Genomic DNA, 15,688 nt, shown 5'->3' on the forward strand with positions numbered 1-15,688 from the left:
GAGACCCTGGTGGCCTCCGGGGACGGGCTCGTCCGGATGGGCAGTCTCTACCAGGGCGAGGCGGAGGACACCTTCCGGTCGGAGTTCCTGAAGATCTCCTCCCTGGACGGTGACCGTAAGACCGACGCGTTCTACTACGGCGGCGTGCGTCCGGTGCGGACTGCCACGCTCCGTTCCGGGCACTCGGTGACCGGCACGTACCCGCACCGACTGCTCACCGCCGGTGATGGCGGACTGGTCTGGAAGACCCTGGGCGAGCTTCAGCCGGGTGACCAGGTAGCCACCCAGTACGGCGCCGACCTGTGGTCGACCGTCCCGGCGAGCCTGCGTGACGTGGTGACCTCCCGGTCCTATGGGAACCAGAGGTCGGTCACGCTGCCGGGGGAGATGACGGAGGAATTGGCGCTGCTGCTCGGTGCCTATGCCGCCGAGGGGCACACCAGCCGCAGCAACTGGACGATCACCATCACCAATTCCGTCGACTCGGTGCTGGAGCGGATCCAGGCAGCCTGGCAGTCGGTGTTCGGGCTGACCGCCCGGATCGACCGCCAACCCGGCAAGTGCCCGGGGGTCGTCGTGTCGTCCAAGACGGTCGTGGAGTTCCTGACGGAACTCGGTTGTGGCTCGCGGGCATCCCATAAGCGGATCCCGGACGCGGTGCTGCGTTCGCCCCGCGCCATGGTGCTGGCCTTCCTGCGCGGGCTGGCGCTCGACGCGTACGTGACGACGGCGACCGCGCCGAAGTGGGCGATCTGTCTGGACAGCCCGGCGCTGCTGGACGACCTGCAGGCCGTGTTGACCAATCTCGGTGTCGTGCACGGCCGGGTGAGCAAGTTCAACCCGGCGTACGGCAAGTCGTACGACGAGGTCTACGCCGCCGGCTACCAGGGGCAGCTCCTGGTGAGCATGGTGCCGTTCCTGGAGCCGGAGAAGGCGGTCGCCGCCGCGCGTTACCTCGCACAGTCCTACGGCACGGGGACGGCGGATGTCGTGCCCGGCATCAGCGGGCGGGACCTGTACGACCTGATTCCGGCCGGAAAGCCGGGCCGGGGCGGCATCCGTGGCGACCGTTCGAGCTTCGCGTTCCTGCTCGACAAGCGCACCCAGCACGTCACCCGTCGTACCGTGGAACGGGTGGCCTCCCTCGACGGTGTGGTACTGCCGGGATGGCTGCGCCAGGTGTTGGACGGCAATCTGCACTTCTCGCCCGTCGACTCCGTGGTGGATGCCGGTGAGCGGGAGGTGTACGACCTCTCGGTGCCGGAGACCCACGCCTTCGTGGCGAACGGCATCATGAACCACAACACGGTCAATATGCCGGAGCAGGCGACCGTCGAGGACGTCGAGAAGATCTACTTCGAGGGCTGGAAGCTCGGCCTGAAGGCGCTGGCGATCTACCGGGACAACTGCAAGGTCGGCCAGCCGCTGTCGGTGGCCAAGCCGAACAAGGCGGTGGTCGCGGCGGCGGTGGAGGCCGCCGTCGAGGCCGCGGTGGCGGAGAAGGCCGTCGAGAAGGTCGTCGAGTACCGTCCGGTGCGCAAGCGGCTGCCGAAGAAGCGCCCGTCGCAGACGGTCAGCTTCTCCGTCGGCGGTGCCGAGGGGTACCTCACCGCGTCGTCGTACCCCGACGACGGCCTCGGCGAGGTCTTCCTCAAGATGTCGAAGCAGGGCTCGACGCTGGCCGGGGTGATGGACGCCTTCTCGGTGGCCATCTCCATCGGCCTGCAGTACGGCGTCCCGCTGGAGACGTACGTCAGCAAGTTCACCAACATGCGGTTCGAGCCGGCGGGCATGACCGACGACCCGGACGTGCGGATGGCCGCCTCGGTGATGGACTACATCTTCCGCCGGCTGGCCCTGGACTTCCTGCCGTACGACCGCCGTGCCGAACTGGGCATCTTCACCGCCAAGGAGCGGGCCGCCCAGCTGCGGGCCGAGGCGGAGGCGGAGGCCGGTGGCGCCGACCTCACCGCCATGGCCGCCTCGGCTCCGGTCGAGGCGCCCGAGACCAAGGCCGACGTGGCCGGGCCGGTCGGCCCGATCGCCCAGCCGGCCCTGGAGACCGCCGACGTCGCCGCCGCCAAGCCGGCGCCGGCGGTCGGCTCCAGCACCGAGCTGCTGGAGGCCGTGATCGGCAAGGCCGCCGACGCACCGCTCTGCTTCACCTGCGGTACGAAGATGCGCCCGGCCGGTAGCTGCTACGTCTGTGAGGGCTGCGGCTCCACCAGCGGCTGCAGCTGAGCCACGACCGGCGACCGCCCGACTCCCACCAGGGGTCGGGCGGTCGCCGGTGGTGTCACCATCGAATAATGCCGATCGCAGACAGCTTCGTCACGTTCGCCGTCCGGGAGGCGCGCGGGGTGTCGCCGACGTACGAACGACTCTGTCTGGCGGTGGCCCGGGACGACGAGTTGCTCGCCCGTCTCGAGCAGCTGCCGGCTGCCAGTCGGCAACCGAACCTGCTGCTGGGGGTCACCCGGCTGCTCGGCGGCCCGGTCGACGACCCGGTCGCGTTCCACGACTGGGTGTTGTCGCACTGGCAAATGGTCGAGGCGCAGCTGCGTACCCGGACGACCCAGACCAACGAAGCCGGTCGGTGCGCCGCCCTGCTACCGGTGCTCGCCGCGTTGCCGCAGCCCCTGGCGTTGGTGGAGGTCGGTGCCTCCGCCGGCCTCTGCCTCTATCCCGACCGGTACGCCTACCGGTACGGCGAGCACCTGGTAGGCGTCGGCGAACCGCTGCTGGAGTGCGCCGCGGTCGGCCTGTCACCGCCGGCACGGCGGCCCGAGGTGGTGTGGCGGGCCGGGCTGGACCTGACCCCGCTCGACGTCACCGACCCCGCCGACGTCGCCTGGCTCGACGCGCTGATCTGGCCGGAGCACACCCACCGCCGAGCCCGGTTGCGGGCCGCGGCGGCCGTCGCCGCGACGGATCCGCCGCTGCTGCTCCGGGGCGACCTGGTGGACGACCTACCCGCCCTGGCCGCCCAGGCGCCGGCCGACGCGACGCTGGTGGTCTTCCACACCTCGGTGCTCTACCAGGTGCCGGCTCGGCGCCGGGCGGCCTTCATCGAGACGGTACGCGGGCTGCCGGGACACTGGATCGCGAACGAGGCCCCGGAGACGCTGCCGTACGACGGGTTGCCACGACCACCGGACGGTGCCCTGCACCACGTGCTCGCGTTGGACGGCACGCCGTTGGCCTGGACCCGTTCACACGGTCAGTCGGTCACCTGGTTCGCCTGAGGCGACTCAGGCTCTCGACCGTTCCGCGCCTCGCGCCGGCTACGCCGGCCGGTCCGTGCGTTGCGCCGGCTGCGCCGGCCGGTCGGTGCGTTGCGCCGGCTGCGCCGGCCGGGCAGCATGGGGCACCGTGACCGAGCCGACCCACCTGGGGATCACCCGGGCCGCGTACGACACGGTGGCGGTCGACTACGCCGACCTGCTCCGCGACGAGCTGGCGTCACGACCGCTGGACCGGGCCCTGCTCACCGTCTTCGCCGAGACGGTCCGGGCCGGTACCGATGGCCGGGGCGGCTTAGATGGTTGGGCCGGGGCTGATGGTCAGATGGGCTCCGACGGTCGGTCTGGGGCTGATGGTCAGGTGGGCGCCGACGGTCGGTCCGGGTCTGCTGGTCGGGCGGCCTCTGACGGTCGGGGCGGGGCCGATGGCCGCGTAGGTGACGGTGCTGGTCCGGCCGGTGGCGGCCCTCGGGTCGCCGACATCGGCTGCGGTCCCGGGCGGGTCACCGGCTTCCTGCGCGACGCCGGCCTGGACGTCTTCGGCGTGGACCTGTCCCCGCAGATGGTGGCGGTGGCCCGCCGGGAGCACCCGGACCTGCGCTTCGAGGTGGGCACGATGACCGACCTGACGCTGCCCGACGGCTCTCTCGCCGGCATCGTCGCCTGGTACTCGATCATCCACCTGCCGCCGGACCTGCTGCCCGGCGTCTTCGCCGGGTTCCACCGGGTGCTCGCGCCGGGCGGTCACCTGCTGCTCGCCTTCAAGGCCGGTGACGAGCGGGTCCGGCTGGAGCAGGCGTACGGCCACCGGGTCAGCTACGACGTGCACCGGTTGCCGCCGGAGCGGATCGCCGGGCAGCTGCGTGACGCCGGGTTCACCGTCACCACCCGGGTGCTGCGCGAACCGCAGGCCTACGAACGCACCCGCCAGGCCTTCCTCCTGGCCGAACGCGACGGGTGAGCGCCGACCACCGGTCGAGCTCTGGCCACACCGGTTGGGCCTGACCACCGGTCGAGCCCTGGGCACCGGTCGAGCCCGGTCGCCGGTCGAGCCGAGCTTCCAGTTGAGCGCGAGCCACCGGTTCAGCCCAGCCACCGGTTCAGCCCAGCCACCGGTCGAGCCCAGCCACCAGGGTGTGAGCGGGGTACCCCTCTCGACGATATGCGTTAAGAGGGGGCCCTTCCTTACACTTTGGGGGTGGGGGGAGAGCGGCGGGCGTTGGCGGATCGGGCGTTGACCGAGCCGCATCCGTCCCGGCTGTCGCCGCAGCACCCGGACCGGGAGCGGATCCTGGCCGCGCATGCCGCCGCGCTGGCCGCCGGGGAGGCGGGCTACCTCGACCCGGGCAGCGGACTGTTCGTGCTCAGCGCCGGCTTCCTCGCCCGCCGGGGCACCTGCTGTGGGCGTGGCTGTCGCCACTGCCCCTACGTGACCGACTGACCCGCCGGGCGGCCACTTCCGGTACGTGTTCGACCGATCCGCCGGGCGACTTTCCTCCGGCGGGTGGATTCCGTACGGTGTCGCACGGACAGTCGGCAGGCGGCCGTCGTCGGGAGGTGTGCGAGTGCGCGGGCGGGTCTGGATCGCCGGGGCAGCGGTGCTGCTGGTCTCGGGATGTGCTGCCAAGGACGACGCCGAGCCGGTGGCGGTGCCGCCGGTGGGGCAGGTGACGATCCCGGTGGAGGCGGCCGCCGCGGGTGGTGCCTGCCGGCTGCTGGACTTCGCGGTGATCGAGGAGCACACCGGGATCCGGTTCGAGGTGGCCGCCGCGAGCGAACGTACCGACACCCAGACGTGTGTGGTCCGCACCGGGCAGGAGAGTCTGCCCGAGTTGACGCTCAGTGTCAGCGAGACGGCGGTGGACAAGGAGACGTTCACCGCCGACGTGGTGCCGAGCCGGGCGGAGAAGGTCACCGACCTGGGCGAGCAGGCGTACCGGCGTACGCTCGCGGCCTCCGGTGACGACGGTGCGGCGGCCGAGGTGGGCTGGTTGGCCGGGAAGGGCCGACTGGCCGTGCTGCGCTGCACCCTGCCGCCGGAGACCGACCGCGCCGCCGACGAGCTGGCCACCGGGCTCGCCGACCTGGCCAGGACCGTCGACCTCACCCCCACCAACTGAGGCGCAAGGAAGGGCCCCTTGTTAACGCATCCGGTCGAGAGGGGTACCCGTCTCACACCCCGGGCACGCGGCGGTGAAGATCCAGTGGCCAGTCGGTGTGCGGCGAGGAGCTAGCGGTCAGCCGGCGGCGACGAAGACCCGGGAGGCGACCTCGCGGGGCAGCCGGACCCGATCGCCGGAGCGGTCGATGGAGACCCCGTCGCGTTCCTGGGCCACGGTGACGGTGGCACCCGGGTCGACGCCGGCGGCGTGCAACTGCCGCAGCACGTCGGAGTCGGTCTGCACGCTCTCACAGATCCGCCGGACCACCACCTGGCCGGCGAGCCCGGGGAAGGCGAGGTTGCGCTCGGTCTCCGCCACGTCGGCGGCGGGCTGCTCCGGTCGGCCCAACTCCTCCAGGCCGGGGATCGGATTGCCGTACGGCGACCGGGTGGGCCGGTTGAGCAGGTCGTACACCCGCTTCTCGACCGCGTCGCTCATCACGTGCTCCCACCGGCAGGCCTCTTCGTGGGCCTCCTCGTAGGGCATGCCGATCACGTTTACCAGCAGCAGCTCGGCGAGGCGGTGCTTGCGCATGACGGCGACCGCCATGCCGCGGCCGAGCGCGGTGAGGGTCAGGTGCCGGTCGCCCTCGACGGTGAGTAGCCCGTCACGTTCCATCCGGGCCACCGTCTGGCTCACCGTGGGGCCGCTCTGCCGGAGCCGTTCGGCGATCCGGGCGCGTAGCGGTGGCACACCTTCCTCTTCGAGCTCGAGGATGGTGCGCAGGTACATCTCGGTCGTGTCGACCAGGTCATGCTTCACGTCAGCGGCCTCCCGGAGGCCGATGCTACCTTGAGTAACGCCGATCGACCGCCGACGAGCCGCGAGACACCGACGAGCTGCGGGATCGGTACCCCCATGGTGTTGACTGGTCGGCGTGTCCGATTCGCAGAGCCCACTCGTCGAGGCCGACCGGCTCGCCACCGAGCTCGCCGGTCCGCATCCGCCCACGCTGCTGGACGTGCGCTGGCGGCTGACCGGCCCGTCCGGGCGGGCCGACCACGCCGCCGGCCACCTGCCCGGTGCCGTCTTCGTCGACCTGGACGCCGAGCTGTGCGGCCCACCGGGCCCCGCCGGCCGGCACCCGCTGCCCGAGGTGGCCGGCCTGCAGGCCGTGCTGCGGGCGGCCGGGGTCCGCACCGGTGGTCAGGTGGTGGTGTACGACGGCGGCGACGGGTTGGCCGCCGCGCGGGCCTGGTGGACGCTGCGGTGGGCCGGCCACCTGCCGGTCCGGGTGCTGCACGGTGGCTGGGCGGCCTGGCTGGCGGCGGGGCTGCCCACCTCGACCGAGCCGGCGACGCCGGCACCCGGTGACATCGTGGTCGCCCCGGGGGCCCTGCCGGTGATCGACGCCGACGGGGCGGCCCGCCTGGCGGGCGAGGCCGCCGGGGTGCTGCTCGACGTGCGGGCCGCGCCCCGCTACCGGGGGGAGCACGAGCCGGTCGATCCGGTGGCCGGGCACGTCCCGGGTGCGGTGAACCTGCCCGCGACGCGGCTCGTCGACGCCGCCGGTCGGTACCCGGCGGCGGAGGTGCTCCGGGACCGGTTGGCCGCGGCGGGGGTGGTCGACGGGCGGACGGTCGGGGCGTACTGCGGGTCGGGGGTGACCGCCGCGCAGGCGGTGCTCGCCCTGCACCTGGCCGGGCGGCACGACGCCGCCCTGTACGTGGGGTCGTGGAGCAACTGGGTGGCCGATCCGGCGCGGCCGGTGGCCACCGGGGAGACACCCGCCGGTTGAGCGGGGCCGGTGACCGGGCCCGCAGCCGCCGTCGTGCGACCATGGGCCCATGGCCGACGACACGGTGGTGGTGTGGGACGAGGCCCTGCTCGCCTACGACCTGGGTGACCATCCGCTCGACCCGGTCCGGGTCGAGCTGACCATCGCGCTCGCCCGCGAGTTCGGCGTCCTGGACCGGCCCGGGGTACGGCTGGTCAAGCCGGAGCCGGCGGACGACGCCCTGCTCACCCTGGTGCACGAGCCGGACTACCTGGACGCGGTACGCGTCGCGCCGCGGGACCCGCTCTTCGCCGGTTTCGGGCTGGGCACCTCGGACAACCCGGTCTTCGCCGGGATGCACGAGTCCAGCGCGTTGATCGCCGGGGCCACGGTGGCCGCCGCCGAGGCGGTCTGGCGGGGCGAGGCCCGGCGCGCGGTCAACGTGGCCGGTGGGCTGCACCACGCCATGTCGGCGCGGGCCGCCGGGTTCTGCGTCTACAACGACCCGGCGGTGGCCATCGCCCGGCTGCTCGACCTCGGCGCGCAGCGGATCGCCTACGTCGACGTCGACGTGCACCACGGCGACGGCGTCCAGCAGATCTTCTGGGACGACCCCCGGGTGCTCACTGTCAGCCTGCACGAGACCCCGTTGGCGTTGTTCCCGGGCACCGGGTTCCCCGACGAGACCGGCGGGCCGGGGGCGGCCGGTACGGCGGTCAACCTGCCGCTGCCACCGGGGGTCGACGACGCCGGCTGGCAGCGGGCGTTCCACGCGGTCGTGCCCTCGGTGCTGCGGGCGTTCCGGCCGCAGTTGCTGGTCACCCAGTGCGGCGCGGACGCCCACCGGCTAGACCCGCTGGCCGACCTGCACCTGTCGGTGGACGGCCAACGTGCCACCTACCGGGCGTTGCGGGCGCTTGCCGACGAGCTCTGCGACGGTCGGTGGGTGGCCACCGGCGGTGGCGGGTACGCCCTCGTCGAGGTGGTGCCCCGGGCCTGGACGCATCTGCTCGCGGTGGCCACCGGTGAGCCGTTGGACCCGGCGGCGCTGACCCCGCTGGGCTGGCGGGAGCTGGCCGCCGCCCGCCGGCCGGGTCGGGAGGTGCCGTTGCGGATGACCGACGACGTCGACCCGGAGTACGTGCCGTGGCAGCCGACCGGGGAGCCGAGCGCGGTGGACCGGGCGGTCGCGGCCACCCGTCGGGCGGTGTTCCCGCTGCTGGGGCTCGATCCACACGATCCGCGCGACTGACCGGGCCTGGGGAGGACCGGTGGTGAGCGTGTCGGTGCAACCGGTGGATGTCCTGCTCAGCGACGGCACCACCGTCCAGTTGCGGCAGATCGAGCCGCAGGACGCGGCGGGGATCGTGGCGATGCACTCGCGGTTCTCCGAGCGCACCCGCTACCTGCGCTACTTCTCGCCGTACCCGAGGATCCCGGAGCGGGACCTGCGGCGGTTCGTGACTGTCGACCACCACGACCGGGAGGCGTTCGTGGTGGTGGCCGGGGAGCGGATCGTGGCGGTCGGCCGGTACGAGCGGCTCGGCCCGCAGGCCCCGCAGGCCGAGGTGGCGTTCGTGGTGGAGGACGCCTTCCAGGGGCGGGGGATCGGCTCGGTGCTGCTGGAGCATCTCGCCGACGCGGCCCGCCGGGTCGGCGTGACCAGTTTCGTCGCCGAGGTGCTGCCCGCCAACGGCACCATGTTGCGGGTCTTCGCCGACTTCGGTTACCAGGTCCGACGGCAGTTCGCCGACGGGGTGGTGCACCTCAGTTTTCCGATCGCCCCGACCGAGCAGACCCTGGAGGTCCAGCGTGGTCGGGAGCAGCGTACCGAGTCCCGTTCCGTGGCCCGGCTGCTCGCACCGCGTGGGGTGGCCGTCTACGGTGCCAGCGCCACCGGGCAGGGGGTGGGCGCGGCGGTGCTGGGGCACCTGCGCGACGGCGGGTTTCCGGGCGCGATCGTGCCGGTGCATCCGGCGGCGTCCACCGTGGCGGGGCTGCCGGCGTACCCGTCGGCGGTCGACGCCGGGGTGCCGGTCGACCTGGCGGTGGTGGCGGTGCCACCGGAGGCGGCGCGGGCGGTGGTCGCCGACGCGGCCGCCGCCGGGGCGCACGCCCTGGTGGTGATCTCCGCCGGGTTCGCCGAGGCCGGGCCGGCCGGCGCGGCGGCGCAGCGGGGCCTGGTCCGGGCGGCGCACGCGGCGGGCATGCGGGTGGTCGGCCCGAACTGCCTGGGCGTGGCCAACACCGACCCGACGGTACGCCTCAACGCCACGCTCGCGCCTGTCCTGCCCGCCGCCGGCCCGGTGGGGATCTTCAGCCAGTCCGGCGCGTTCGGGGTGGCGTTGCTGGCCGAGGCCTCCCGGCGCGGGCTCGGCCTGTCCAGTTTCGTCTCGGCCGGCAACCGGGCCGACGTCTCCGGCAACGACCTGCTGCAGTACTGGCAGGACGATCCCCGTACCGACGTGATCATGCTGTATCTGGAGACGTTCGGTAACCCGCGCAAGTTCGCCCGGCTGGCTCGGCGGATCGGCCGGAGCAAGCCGGTGGTGGCCCTGGCCTCACCGGCCCGGCCACCCGGGGTGGACGAGTCACCAGGGCTGGACACCGAGGCGGTCAGCGCGCTCTTCGCCCAGTCCGGGGTGATCCGGGTCGACACCGTCGCCGAGTTGCTCGACGTCGGGGTCCTCCTGGCCGACCAGCCGTTGCCGGCCGGGGCACGGGTCGCCGTGGTGGGCAACTCGTCGGCGTTGACCGGGCTGGCGGCCACCGCCTGCGTCGCGCAGGGGCTGACCGTCGCCGCCGGTTACCCGTGCGACGTCGGACCGGCGGCCGGGGCGGCGGAGTTCGCCGTCGCGCTTGCCGATGCGGCCGCCGACGAGCGGGTCGACGCCCTGGTGGCGGTCTTCGCCCCGCCGTTGCCGGGGCAGCACACCGAGGTGGACAGCGACGTCGTCGCCGCCCTGCCGGTCGCCTCGGCCGCCGGCAAACCGACCGTCGCGACGTTTCTGGCCGGTCGACCGCCGGCCGGGGTGCCGGCGTACGGCAGCGTCGAGGAGGCGGTACGGGCGCTGGCCCGGGTCACCCGGTACGCGCGGTGGCTGCGCCGGGACCCGGGTGTACCGCCGGAGCTGTCCGGGGTGGACAGTGCCGCGGGGGAGGCGGCGATCCGGGCCGACGGGGCGGATCCGACCGGTGCACTGCTCGCCGCGTACGGCATCGAGCTGGTCGCCTCGGTGCCGGCGCGCTCGGCCGAGGAGGCCGCCGAGGCCGCCGACCGGGTCGGCTACCCGGTGACGATCAAGGCCGCCGCCGCCGGACTGCGGCACCGGTTGGATCTCGGCGCGGTCCGGCTCGACCTGGCCGACGCGGCGGCGCTGCGCCGGGCGTACGCGGAGATGTCGGCGGTCTTCGGCGCGGAGGTCCTGGTCCAGGCGATGGTGGCGCCCGGGGTGCCCTGCGTGGTGGAGCTGGTGGAGGATCCGGCGTTCGGGCCGGTGGTCGGCTTCGGGCTGGGCGGGGTGGCCACCGAACTGCTCGGCGACCGGGCCTGGCGGGCGCTGCCGCTGACCGGCTCCGACGCCGCCGAACTGGTCGACGAACCCCGGGCGGCCCCGTTGTTGCGGGGGCACCGGGGTGCCGCGCCGGTGGACCGGGCGGCCCTGGCCGACCTGCTGCTGCGGGTCGGTCGGCTCGCCGACGACCAGCCCCGGATCCGGTCGCTGACGCTCAATCCGGTGCTGGCCCGCCCGGACGGCCTCTCGGTCCTGCACGCCACGGTCCGGATCGGCTCGGCCGCCGCCCGCCCCGACACCGGCCCCCGCCGCCTCTGACGGTAAGGAAGGGCCCCTTCCTATCGCTTTCGCGATAGGAAGGGGCCCCTGCAAACACCGCGCTCAGCTCAGCCCCGGCTGGAGATCTGCTGCACCGCCCAGGAGTTGCCGTCGGGATCGGCGAAGAAGACGAAACCGACGTTGTCCAGCGGGTTCGGCACCGGGTGTGGGTTCTCGCCGAGGATCTGGACCTCGCTGACCTCGACACCCCGCTCGACCAGCTCGGCGCGGGCCCGGTGCAGATCGGCCACGACCAGCTGCAGGCCCTTGAACGAGCCGGGTGGCATCTCCGGCACGGCGCCGTGGCCGATGACGATCGAGCAACCGGAGCCGGGTGGGGTGAGCTGGATGAGGCGTACCTGGTCGTTGATCCGGGTGTCGTGGTCGACGTGGAAACCGAGCCGGTCGGCGTAGAACGCCTTGGACCGGTCGAGGTCGGAGACCGGTACCACCACCACTTCCAGGGTCCAGTTCATGATGTCCTTCCGAGTCGGTGACCCCGTAGCGTAACGACGAAACGGGACCCCGGTGAACCACCGGAGCCCCGTCGTGTCGGGTCGTTCAGCAGGCGTACGCCTCCAGGCGCTGGGCCCGCTCGGGGGCCCGCAGCTTGAGCAGGGTGACCTTCTCGATCTGCCGGATCCGCTCCCGGGAGAGGCCGAACTCCCGGCCCACCTCGTCCAGGGTGCGCTGCCGGCCGTCGTCCAGGCCGAAGCGCAGCCGGATCACCGCCTGCTCGCGCTGGCTGAGGGTGGCCAGCACCACGCTGACCTCGGCGCGCAGCTCGCCGCCGGTGGCGCTCTCACCCGGCTCGTCGCGGGGGGCGGCGGCGACGAAGTCACCGAGCGCGCTCTCGCCGTCCTCGCCGACGGCCTGGTCCAGGCTGACCGGCTCCCGGTCGTACGAGATCAGCTCGATCACCTGGAACTCGGGCACGCCCATCGCGACGGCCACCTCGCTGACGGTGGGCTCCCGGCCCAGCGAGACCGACAGCTCCCGCCGGGCCCGGACCATCCGGTTGACCTGCTCGACCATGTGGACGGGGATGCGGATGGTGCGGGCCTGGTCGGCCATGGCGCGGGTGATGGCCTGGCGGATCCACCAGGTGGCGTAGGTGGAGAACTTGTAGCCCTTGGTGTAGTCGAACTTCTCGACGGCGCGGATGAGGCCGAGGTTGCCTTCCTGGATGAGGTCGAGGAAGGCCATCCCACGACCGGTGTACCGCTTGGCGATGCTCACCACCAGGCGGAGGTTGGCCTCCAACAGGTGGTCCTTGGCGGCCCGGCCCTCGGCGGCGACCAGCGCCAGGTCGGCCTGCAGCTCCACCGAGACCGGCGTGCAGGTGGTCAGCTTCTCCTCGGCGAACAGCCCCGCCTCGATCCGCCGGGCCAGGTCGACCTCCTGCGCCGCGGTGAGCAGCTTCTTGCGGCCGATGCCGTTGAGGTACGCCCGGACCAGGTCGGTGGAGACGCCCCGCTCGTCGGTGGCGTCCAGGTCGGTGAGGGTGTCGGCGGTCGGGCCGTGCTGCTGCTCGATCATCTGCTGGACCATCTCTGTCGTCTCCCCGCGTCGACTCTGTGCCGCGTGCCGGACCACGAAGTGGCGCCGGTGACACCCAGCTTGGCGGGCGGGACGTGAAACGGGAGTGAGGCGATCGGGGAACCGACAGAATCGGCTCGACGAAGCCGGTCACACCGTCACCGTACGTGCCGGTAAGGTCGACCGGCCATCCACCGGGGTCCGTACGTTGTTGCTGGTCGAAGGGTTGTGTGTGTCGGTTACCGTGCCAGCGGCGGTCATCGAGGGTCGCCATCGGCAGACGGTGCACAGGCAACGGAGGGCGTCATGGTCTTCAAGCGGCTCATGCAGGCGATGGGGGTGGGCGGTCCGTCGGTGGAGACCGTTCTGGCCAACCCGAACTGCCGTCCCGGCGGGGAGCTTCAGGGCCGGATCCAGGTCGTCGGCGGCGACCACCAGGTCGACGTGGAGTACGTCGCCCTCGGCCTGCTCACCCGGGTCGAGGTGGAGAGCGGCGACAACGAGTACCAGACCAACCAGGAGTTCCAGCGCCAGCAGGTGACCGGCCCGTTCCAGCTGGCGGCGGGGCAGCGCTACGACATCCCGTTCCGCTTCGCGGTGCCCTGGGAGACCCCGCTGACCACGTTGTACGGGCAGTACCTGCACGGCATGACGATGGGGTTGCGTACCGAACTGGAGGTGGCGCGGGCGGTCGACTCCGGTGACCTGGACCCGGTGTCGGTGCATCCGCTGCCGGCGCAGGAGCGGCTGCTGGAGGCGCTGCTGCGGCTGGGCTTCCGGTTCGCCCGCGCCGACGTGGAACGTGGTCACATCTACGGGGTACGCCAGAGTCTGCCCTTCTACCAGGAGATCGAGTTCTACCCGGCGCCGCAGTACGCCGCGGCGATCAACCAGCTTGAGGTGACCTTCATCGCCGACCCGGGCCAGACCCAGGTGGTGCTGGAGATCGACAAGCGGGGTGGGCTCTTCACCGAGGGGCGCGACGCGTTCGGCCGGTTCACCGTGGACCACGCCACGCTGGACCGGGTCGACTGGGCGGCGCAGCTCGACGGCTGGCTGCGGCAGTCCATCCAACGCCGCGGCCTGTTCTCCTGACCCGGCCCGGGTCCGCCGTCGTCGGGTGTCCCGGGCTCGGGTCCGCCGCCGGCGAGGCACCGGCAGCCGGGATCAGAGGTCGAGCAGGAGGGTACGCGGGCCGACGTTGACGCTCTCCACCAGCATGTGCGCGCGGAACCGGCCGGTCCGCACCGGTGCGCCCCGGCCACGCAGCGCCTCGACGAACTCGGTGACCAGTGGTTCGGCCCGCTCGGCGGGGGCCGCCGCCGTCCAACTCGGTCGGCGGCCCTTGCGGGCGTCACCGTAGAGAGTGAACTGGCTGACCACCAGGATCGGCGCACCGGTGTCGGCGGCACTGCGTTCGTCGTCCAGGATCCGCAGCTCGTGGACCTTGCGGGCCATCGTCTGGGCCAGCTGCGCGGTGTCGGTGTGGGTCACCCCGAGCAGTACCAGCAGGCCGTCGGTGACCTCGCCGACGACCTCGCCGTCGACCGTGACGCTGGCCCGGCCGACCGTCTGCACCAGCGCCCGCATCAGGCCGGCACCGGCTCGATGAGGCCCCGCTCCACCAGGTGCGCCACGATCGGGCCGGCCGCCTCGGCGAGTTCGGACTCGGCGACGTCGTGCGCGGCGGCGAGCAGGGCGAGCTGGTCGCGCAACGGCAGCCGCCCGTCGGCGCCACCGACCAGCGCCAGCACCAGCGGATCGATCTCCTCGCTCCAACGCAACCCGTGCGGCTGCACCAGGACCTGCCGGTCCACCTCCCAGCCGTCGGCACCCATGGTCGCCTCCTGCCGCAGCTGGAGCCCCTCGGCCGCCCGGTAGCGCTCGGCGAGCAGCGCCTCGGTGTCGCGTACCCGGAGGAAGTCCTGCCGGTCGAACCAGGCGGCCACCTGGTCGCCCAGCGGCGGCTGCACCCGCTGGCGCAGGTCCTCGACCCGGACCACCGGATCGTCGTGACCACCTCTCCGCAGCGACACGAGGCCGAACCCGATCGCCTCCACCTGGTGGGCGTCGAACCAGTCCAGCCAGGCGGCGGCCCGCTGCGGGTCGGCGGTCTCGCCGACGTCGGCCAGCCACAGGTTGACGTACGCCATCGGGTCGGCCACCTCCCGCTGGATGACCCAGGCGTCCAGTCCGGTGCCGGTGAACCAGTCGGCCACCCGTTCGCCCCAGTCCTGGCCGCTGACGTGCACCCAGTTGGCCAGGTACTGCATGGTGCCGCCCGGGTTGAGCAGGCCGGGTGCGGCGGCGGCCAGCTCCGCGCCGACGGCGTCGCCGACCCGGCCGGAGTCCCGGTACACGTGGGTGGTGGTGCCGGGGCCGACCACGAACGGCGGGTTGCTCACCACCAGGTCGAAGCGTCGGCCGGCGACCGGGGCGACCAGGTCACCCCGGAGCAGCTCCCAGTCCTGGCCGTTGAGCGCGGCGGTGGTCGCGGCGAACCGCAGCGCCCGCGCCGACACGTCGGTCGCGGTGACCCGGCGGGCGTGCCCGGCCAGGTGCAGCGCCTGCGCCCCGGAGCCGGTGCCCAGGTCCAGCGCGGTCTCCACCGGCCGCCGCAGGGTCGCGCCGGTAAGCGTCTGGGTAGCCCCGCCGACGCCCAGCACGTGCTCGGCGGGCAGCGGCTGACCGGGCCGGGCGCTGGCCGGCACGTCGGAGAGCAACCACCAGTCGTCGGCGTACGGTTCCAGGTCCAGGCCCATCCGCAGGCCGTCGCCGTGCCGTTCGACCAGGCCGGCGGCGAGCGCCTCGGCCAGCGGGAGCGGGGCGAGGGCGGCGGTGACGGCCGGTTCCGGTTCGGTCTGCTCGCAGACGAACAGCCGGATCAGGGTGGCCAGCGGGTCGCGGTCCTCGGTGGCCCGCAGCGCGGCCCGGAAGTCGTTGCGGGCCACGCCGGCGGTGGCCGCCGTGCCGAGCCGGTCGGCGATCCCGGCGACGGTGTAGCCGGCCCCGGTCAGCGCGGCCCGGAGCGCCTCGACGCCGGCCGGGGAGAGCAGCATGTCATCTTCGTCCACCTGGACATCCTGCCCTCCCCGCGCCGGGCACCCGGCACCGCCCACGCCGGCGGATCAGCGGTGCCCGGTGCCGACCGGCTATCCCTCGGTACTACCTCGGTCGACCGCCCGGACCGGTCTG

At 73.2% G+C, this 15,688-nt stretch carries 14 protein-coding genes; 9 read left to right on the forward strand and 5 right to left on the reverse strand.

Annotated elements, in window-relative coordinates; all coding sequences use genetic code 11:
* The first annotated feature begins 36 nt into the window (after window positions 1-36).
* The 5 genes from GA0070617_RS32375 (at window position 37) to GA0070617_RS09545 (ending at window position 5,362) form a co-directional block, all read left to right on the forward strand.
* Window positions 37-2,241, forward strand: coding sequence for a TSCPD domain-containing protein (locus tag GA0070617_RS32375; protein ID WP_373868426.1), 2,205 nt, complete (start codon window positions 37-39; stop codon window positions 2,239-2,241).
* 68 nt (window positions 2,242-2,309) lie between these two features.
* A complete protein-coding gene (locus tag GA0070617_RS09525; protein WP_091435632.1) occupies window positions 2,310-3,245 on the forward strand; it encodes a DUF2332 domain-containing protein in 936 nt (311 codons plus the stop codon).
* Between the two features lie 127 nt (window positions 3,246-3,372).
* Complete coding sequence (locus GA0070617_RS09535; protein ID WP_229688613.1) at window positions 3,373-4,203, forward strand: class I SAM-dependent DNA methyltransferase; 831 nt, start codon at window positions 3,373-3,375, stop codon at window positions 4,201-4,203.
* Window positions 4,204-4,440: 237 nt separating this feature from the next.
* Window positions 4,441-4,683: a DUF5522 domain-containing protein gene (locus tag GA0070617_RS09540; protein ID WP_091446155.1), complete on the forward strand. Its 243-nt coding sequence runs from the start codon at window positions 4,441-4,443 to the stop codon at window positions 4,681-4,683.
* A gap of 124 nt (window positions 4,684-4,807) precedes the next feature.
* Window positions 4,808-5,362, forward strand: coding sequence for a hypothetical protein (locus GA0070617_RS09545; RefSeq protein WP_091435633.1), 555 nt, complete (start codon window positions 4,808-4,810; stop codon window positions 5,360-5,362).
* A gap of 117 nt (window positions 5,363-5,479) precedes the next feature.
* Here GA0070617_RS09545 and GA0070617_RS09550 read toward each other — a convergent pair whose 3' ends face one another.
* Window positions 5,480-6,166, reverse strand: coding sequence for an iron-dependent transcriptional repressor DtxR (locus GA0070617_RS09550; protein WP_091435634.1), 687 nt, complete (start codon window positions 6,164-6,166; stop codon window positions 5,480-5,482).
* Between the two features lie 115 nt (window positions 6,167-6,281).
* Between GA0070617_RS09550 and GA0070617_RS09555 the strand changes: the two genes are divergently transcribed.
* Genes GA0070617_RS09555 through GA0070617_RS09565 form a run of 3 tightly spaced genes read left to right on the forward strand, consistent with a single transcriptional unit; the run spans window position 6,282 to window position 10,954 of the window.
* Window positions 6,282-7,142: a sulfurtransferase gene (locus tag GA0070617_RS09555; RefSeq protein ID WP_091435635.1), complete on the forward strand. Its 861-nt coding sequence runs from the start codon at window positions 6,282-6,284 to the stop codon at window positions 7,140-7,142.
* Window positions 7,143-7,191: 49 nt separating this feature from the next.
* Window positions 7,192-8,373 (forward strand): acetoin utilization protein AcuC, encoded by a 1,182-nt coding sequence (locus tag GA0070617_RS09560; protein ID WP_091435636.1) that lies wholly within the window; start codon window positions 7,192-7,194, stop codon window positions 8,371-8,373.
* Between the two features lie 19 nt (window positions 8,374-8,392).
* Window positions 8,393-10,954 (forward strand): bifunctional acetate--CoA ligase family protein/GNAT family N-acetyltransferase, encoded by a 2,562-nt coding sequence (locus GA0070617_RS09565; protein WP_373868421.1) that lies wholly within the window; start codon window positions 8,393-8,395, stop codon window positions 10,952-10,954.
* A gap of 68 nt (window positions 10,955-11,022) precedes the next feature.
* Here the strand turns inward: GA0070617_RS09565 and GA0070617_RS09570 are convergent, their stop codons facing one another.
* Both GA0070617_RS09570 and sigB read right to left on the reverse strand, forming a co-directional pair.
* Window positions 11,023-11,430 (reverse strand): VOC family protein, encoded by a 408-nt coding sequence (locus tag GA0070617_RS09570; RefSeq protein WP_091435637.1) that lies wholly within the window; start codon window positions 11,428-11,430, stop codon window positions 11,023-11,025.
* Between the two features lie 85 nt (window positions 11,431-11,515).
* Window positions 11,516-12,505: an RNA polymerase sigma factor SigB gene (sigB, locus tag GA0070617_RS09575; RefSeq protein WP_229688614.1), complete on the reverse strand. Its 990-nt coding sequence runs from the start codon at window positions 12,503-12,505 to the stop codon at window positions 11,516-11,518.
* 294 nt (window positions 12,506-12,799) lie between these two features.
* Between sigB and GA0070617_RS09580 the strand changes: the two genes are divergently transcribed.
* Complete coding sequence (locus GA0070617_RS09580; protein ID WP_091435638.1) at window positions 12,800-13,588, forward strand: sporulation protein; 789 nt, start codon at window positions 12,800-12,802, stop codon at window positions 13,586-13,588.
* Between the two features lie 72 nt (window positions 13,589-13,660).
* Here the strand turns inward: GA0070617_RS09580 and dtd are convergent, their stop codons facing one another.
* Both dtd and GA0070617_RS09590 read right to left on the reverse strand, forming a co-directional pair.
* Window positions 13,661-14,083 carry a D-aminoacyl-tRNA deacylase gene (gene dtd / locus GA0070617_RS09585; RefSeq protein ID WP_091435639.1) on the reverse strand — a complete coding sequence of 141 codons (423 nt, stop codon included), beginning with the start codon at window positions 14,081-14,083 and terminating at the stop codon, window positions 13,661-13,663.
* Window positions 14,083-15,567 carry a DUF7782 domain-containing protein gene (locus tag GA0070617_RS09590; RefSeq protein ID WP_175440479.1) on the reverse strand — a complete coding sequence of 495 codons (1,485 nt, stop codon included), beginning with the start codon at window positions 15,565-15,567 and terminating at the stop codon, window positions 14,083-14,085. Before GA0070617_RS09590 ends, dtd begins: the two co-directional genes overlap by 1 nt.
* Between the last annotated feature and the right edge of the window lie 121 nt (window positions 15,568-15,688).

Origin of the sequence: Micromonospora yangpuensis, assembly GCF_900091615.1 — a bacterium.
Lineage (GTDB): Bacteria > Actinomycetota > Actinomycetes > Mycobacteriales > Micromonosporaceae > Micromonospora > Micromonospora yangpuensis.

Coding starts and splice junctions, on each gene's coding strand:
- GA0070617_RS32375 (WP_373868426.1), top strand. CDS start 37: ATGGGCAGTCTCTACCAGGGCGAGGCGGAGGACACCTTCCGGTCGGAG.
- GA0070617_RS09525 (WP_091435632.1), top strand. CDS start 2,310: ATGCCGATCGCAGACAGCTTCGTCACGTTCGCCGTCCGGGAGGCGCGC.
- GA0070617_RS09560 (WP_091435636.1), top strand. CDS start 7,192: ATGGCCGACGACACGGTGGTGGTGTGGGACGAGGCCCTGCTCGCCTAC.
- GA0070617_RS09570 (WP_091435637.1), bottom strand. CDS start 11,430: ATGAACTGGACCCTGGAAGTGGTGGTGGTACCGGTCTCCGACCTCGAC.
- sigB (WP_229688614.1), bottom strand. CDS start 12,505: ATGGTCCAGCAGATGATCGAGCAGCAGCACGGCCCGACCGCCGACACC.
- GA0070617_RS09580 (WP_091435638.1), top strand. CDS start 12,800: ATGGTCTTCAAGCGGCTCATGCAGGCGATGGGGGTGGGCGGTCCGTCG.
- dtd (WP_091435639.1), bottom strand. CDS start 14,083: ATGCGGGCGCTGGTGCAGACGGTCGGCCGGGCCAGCGTCACGGTCGAC.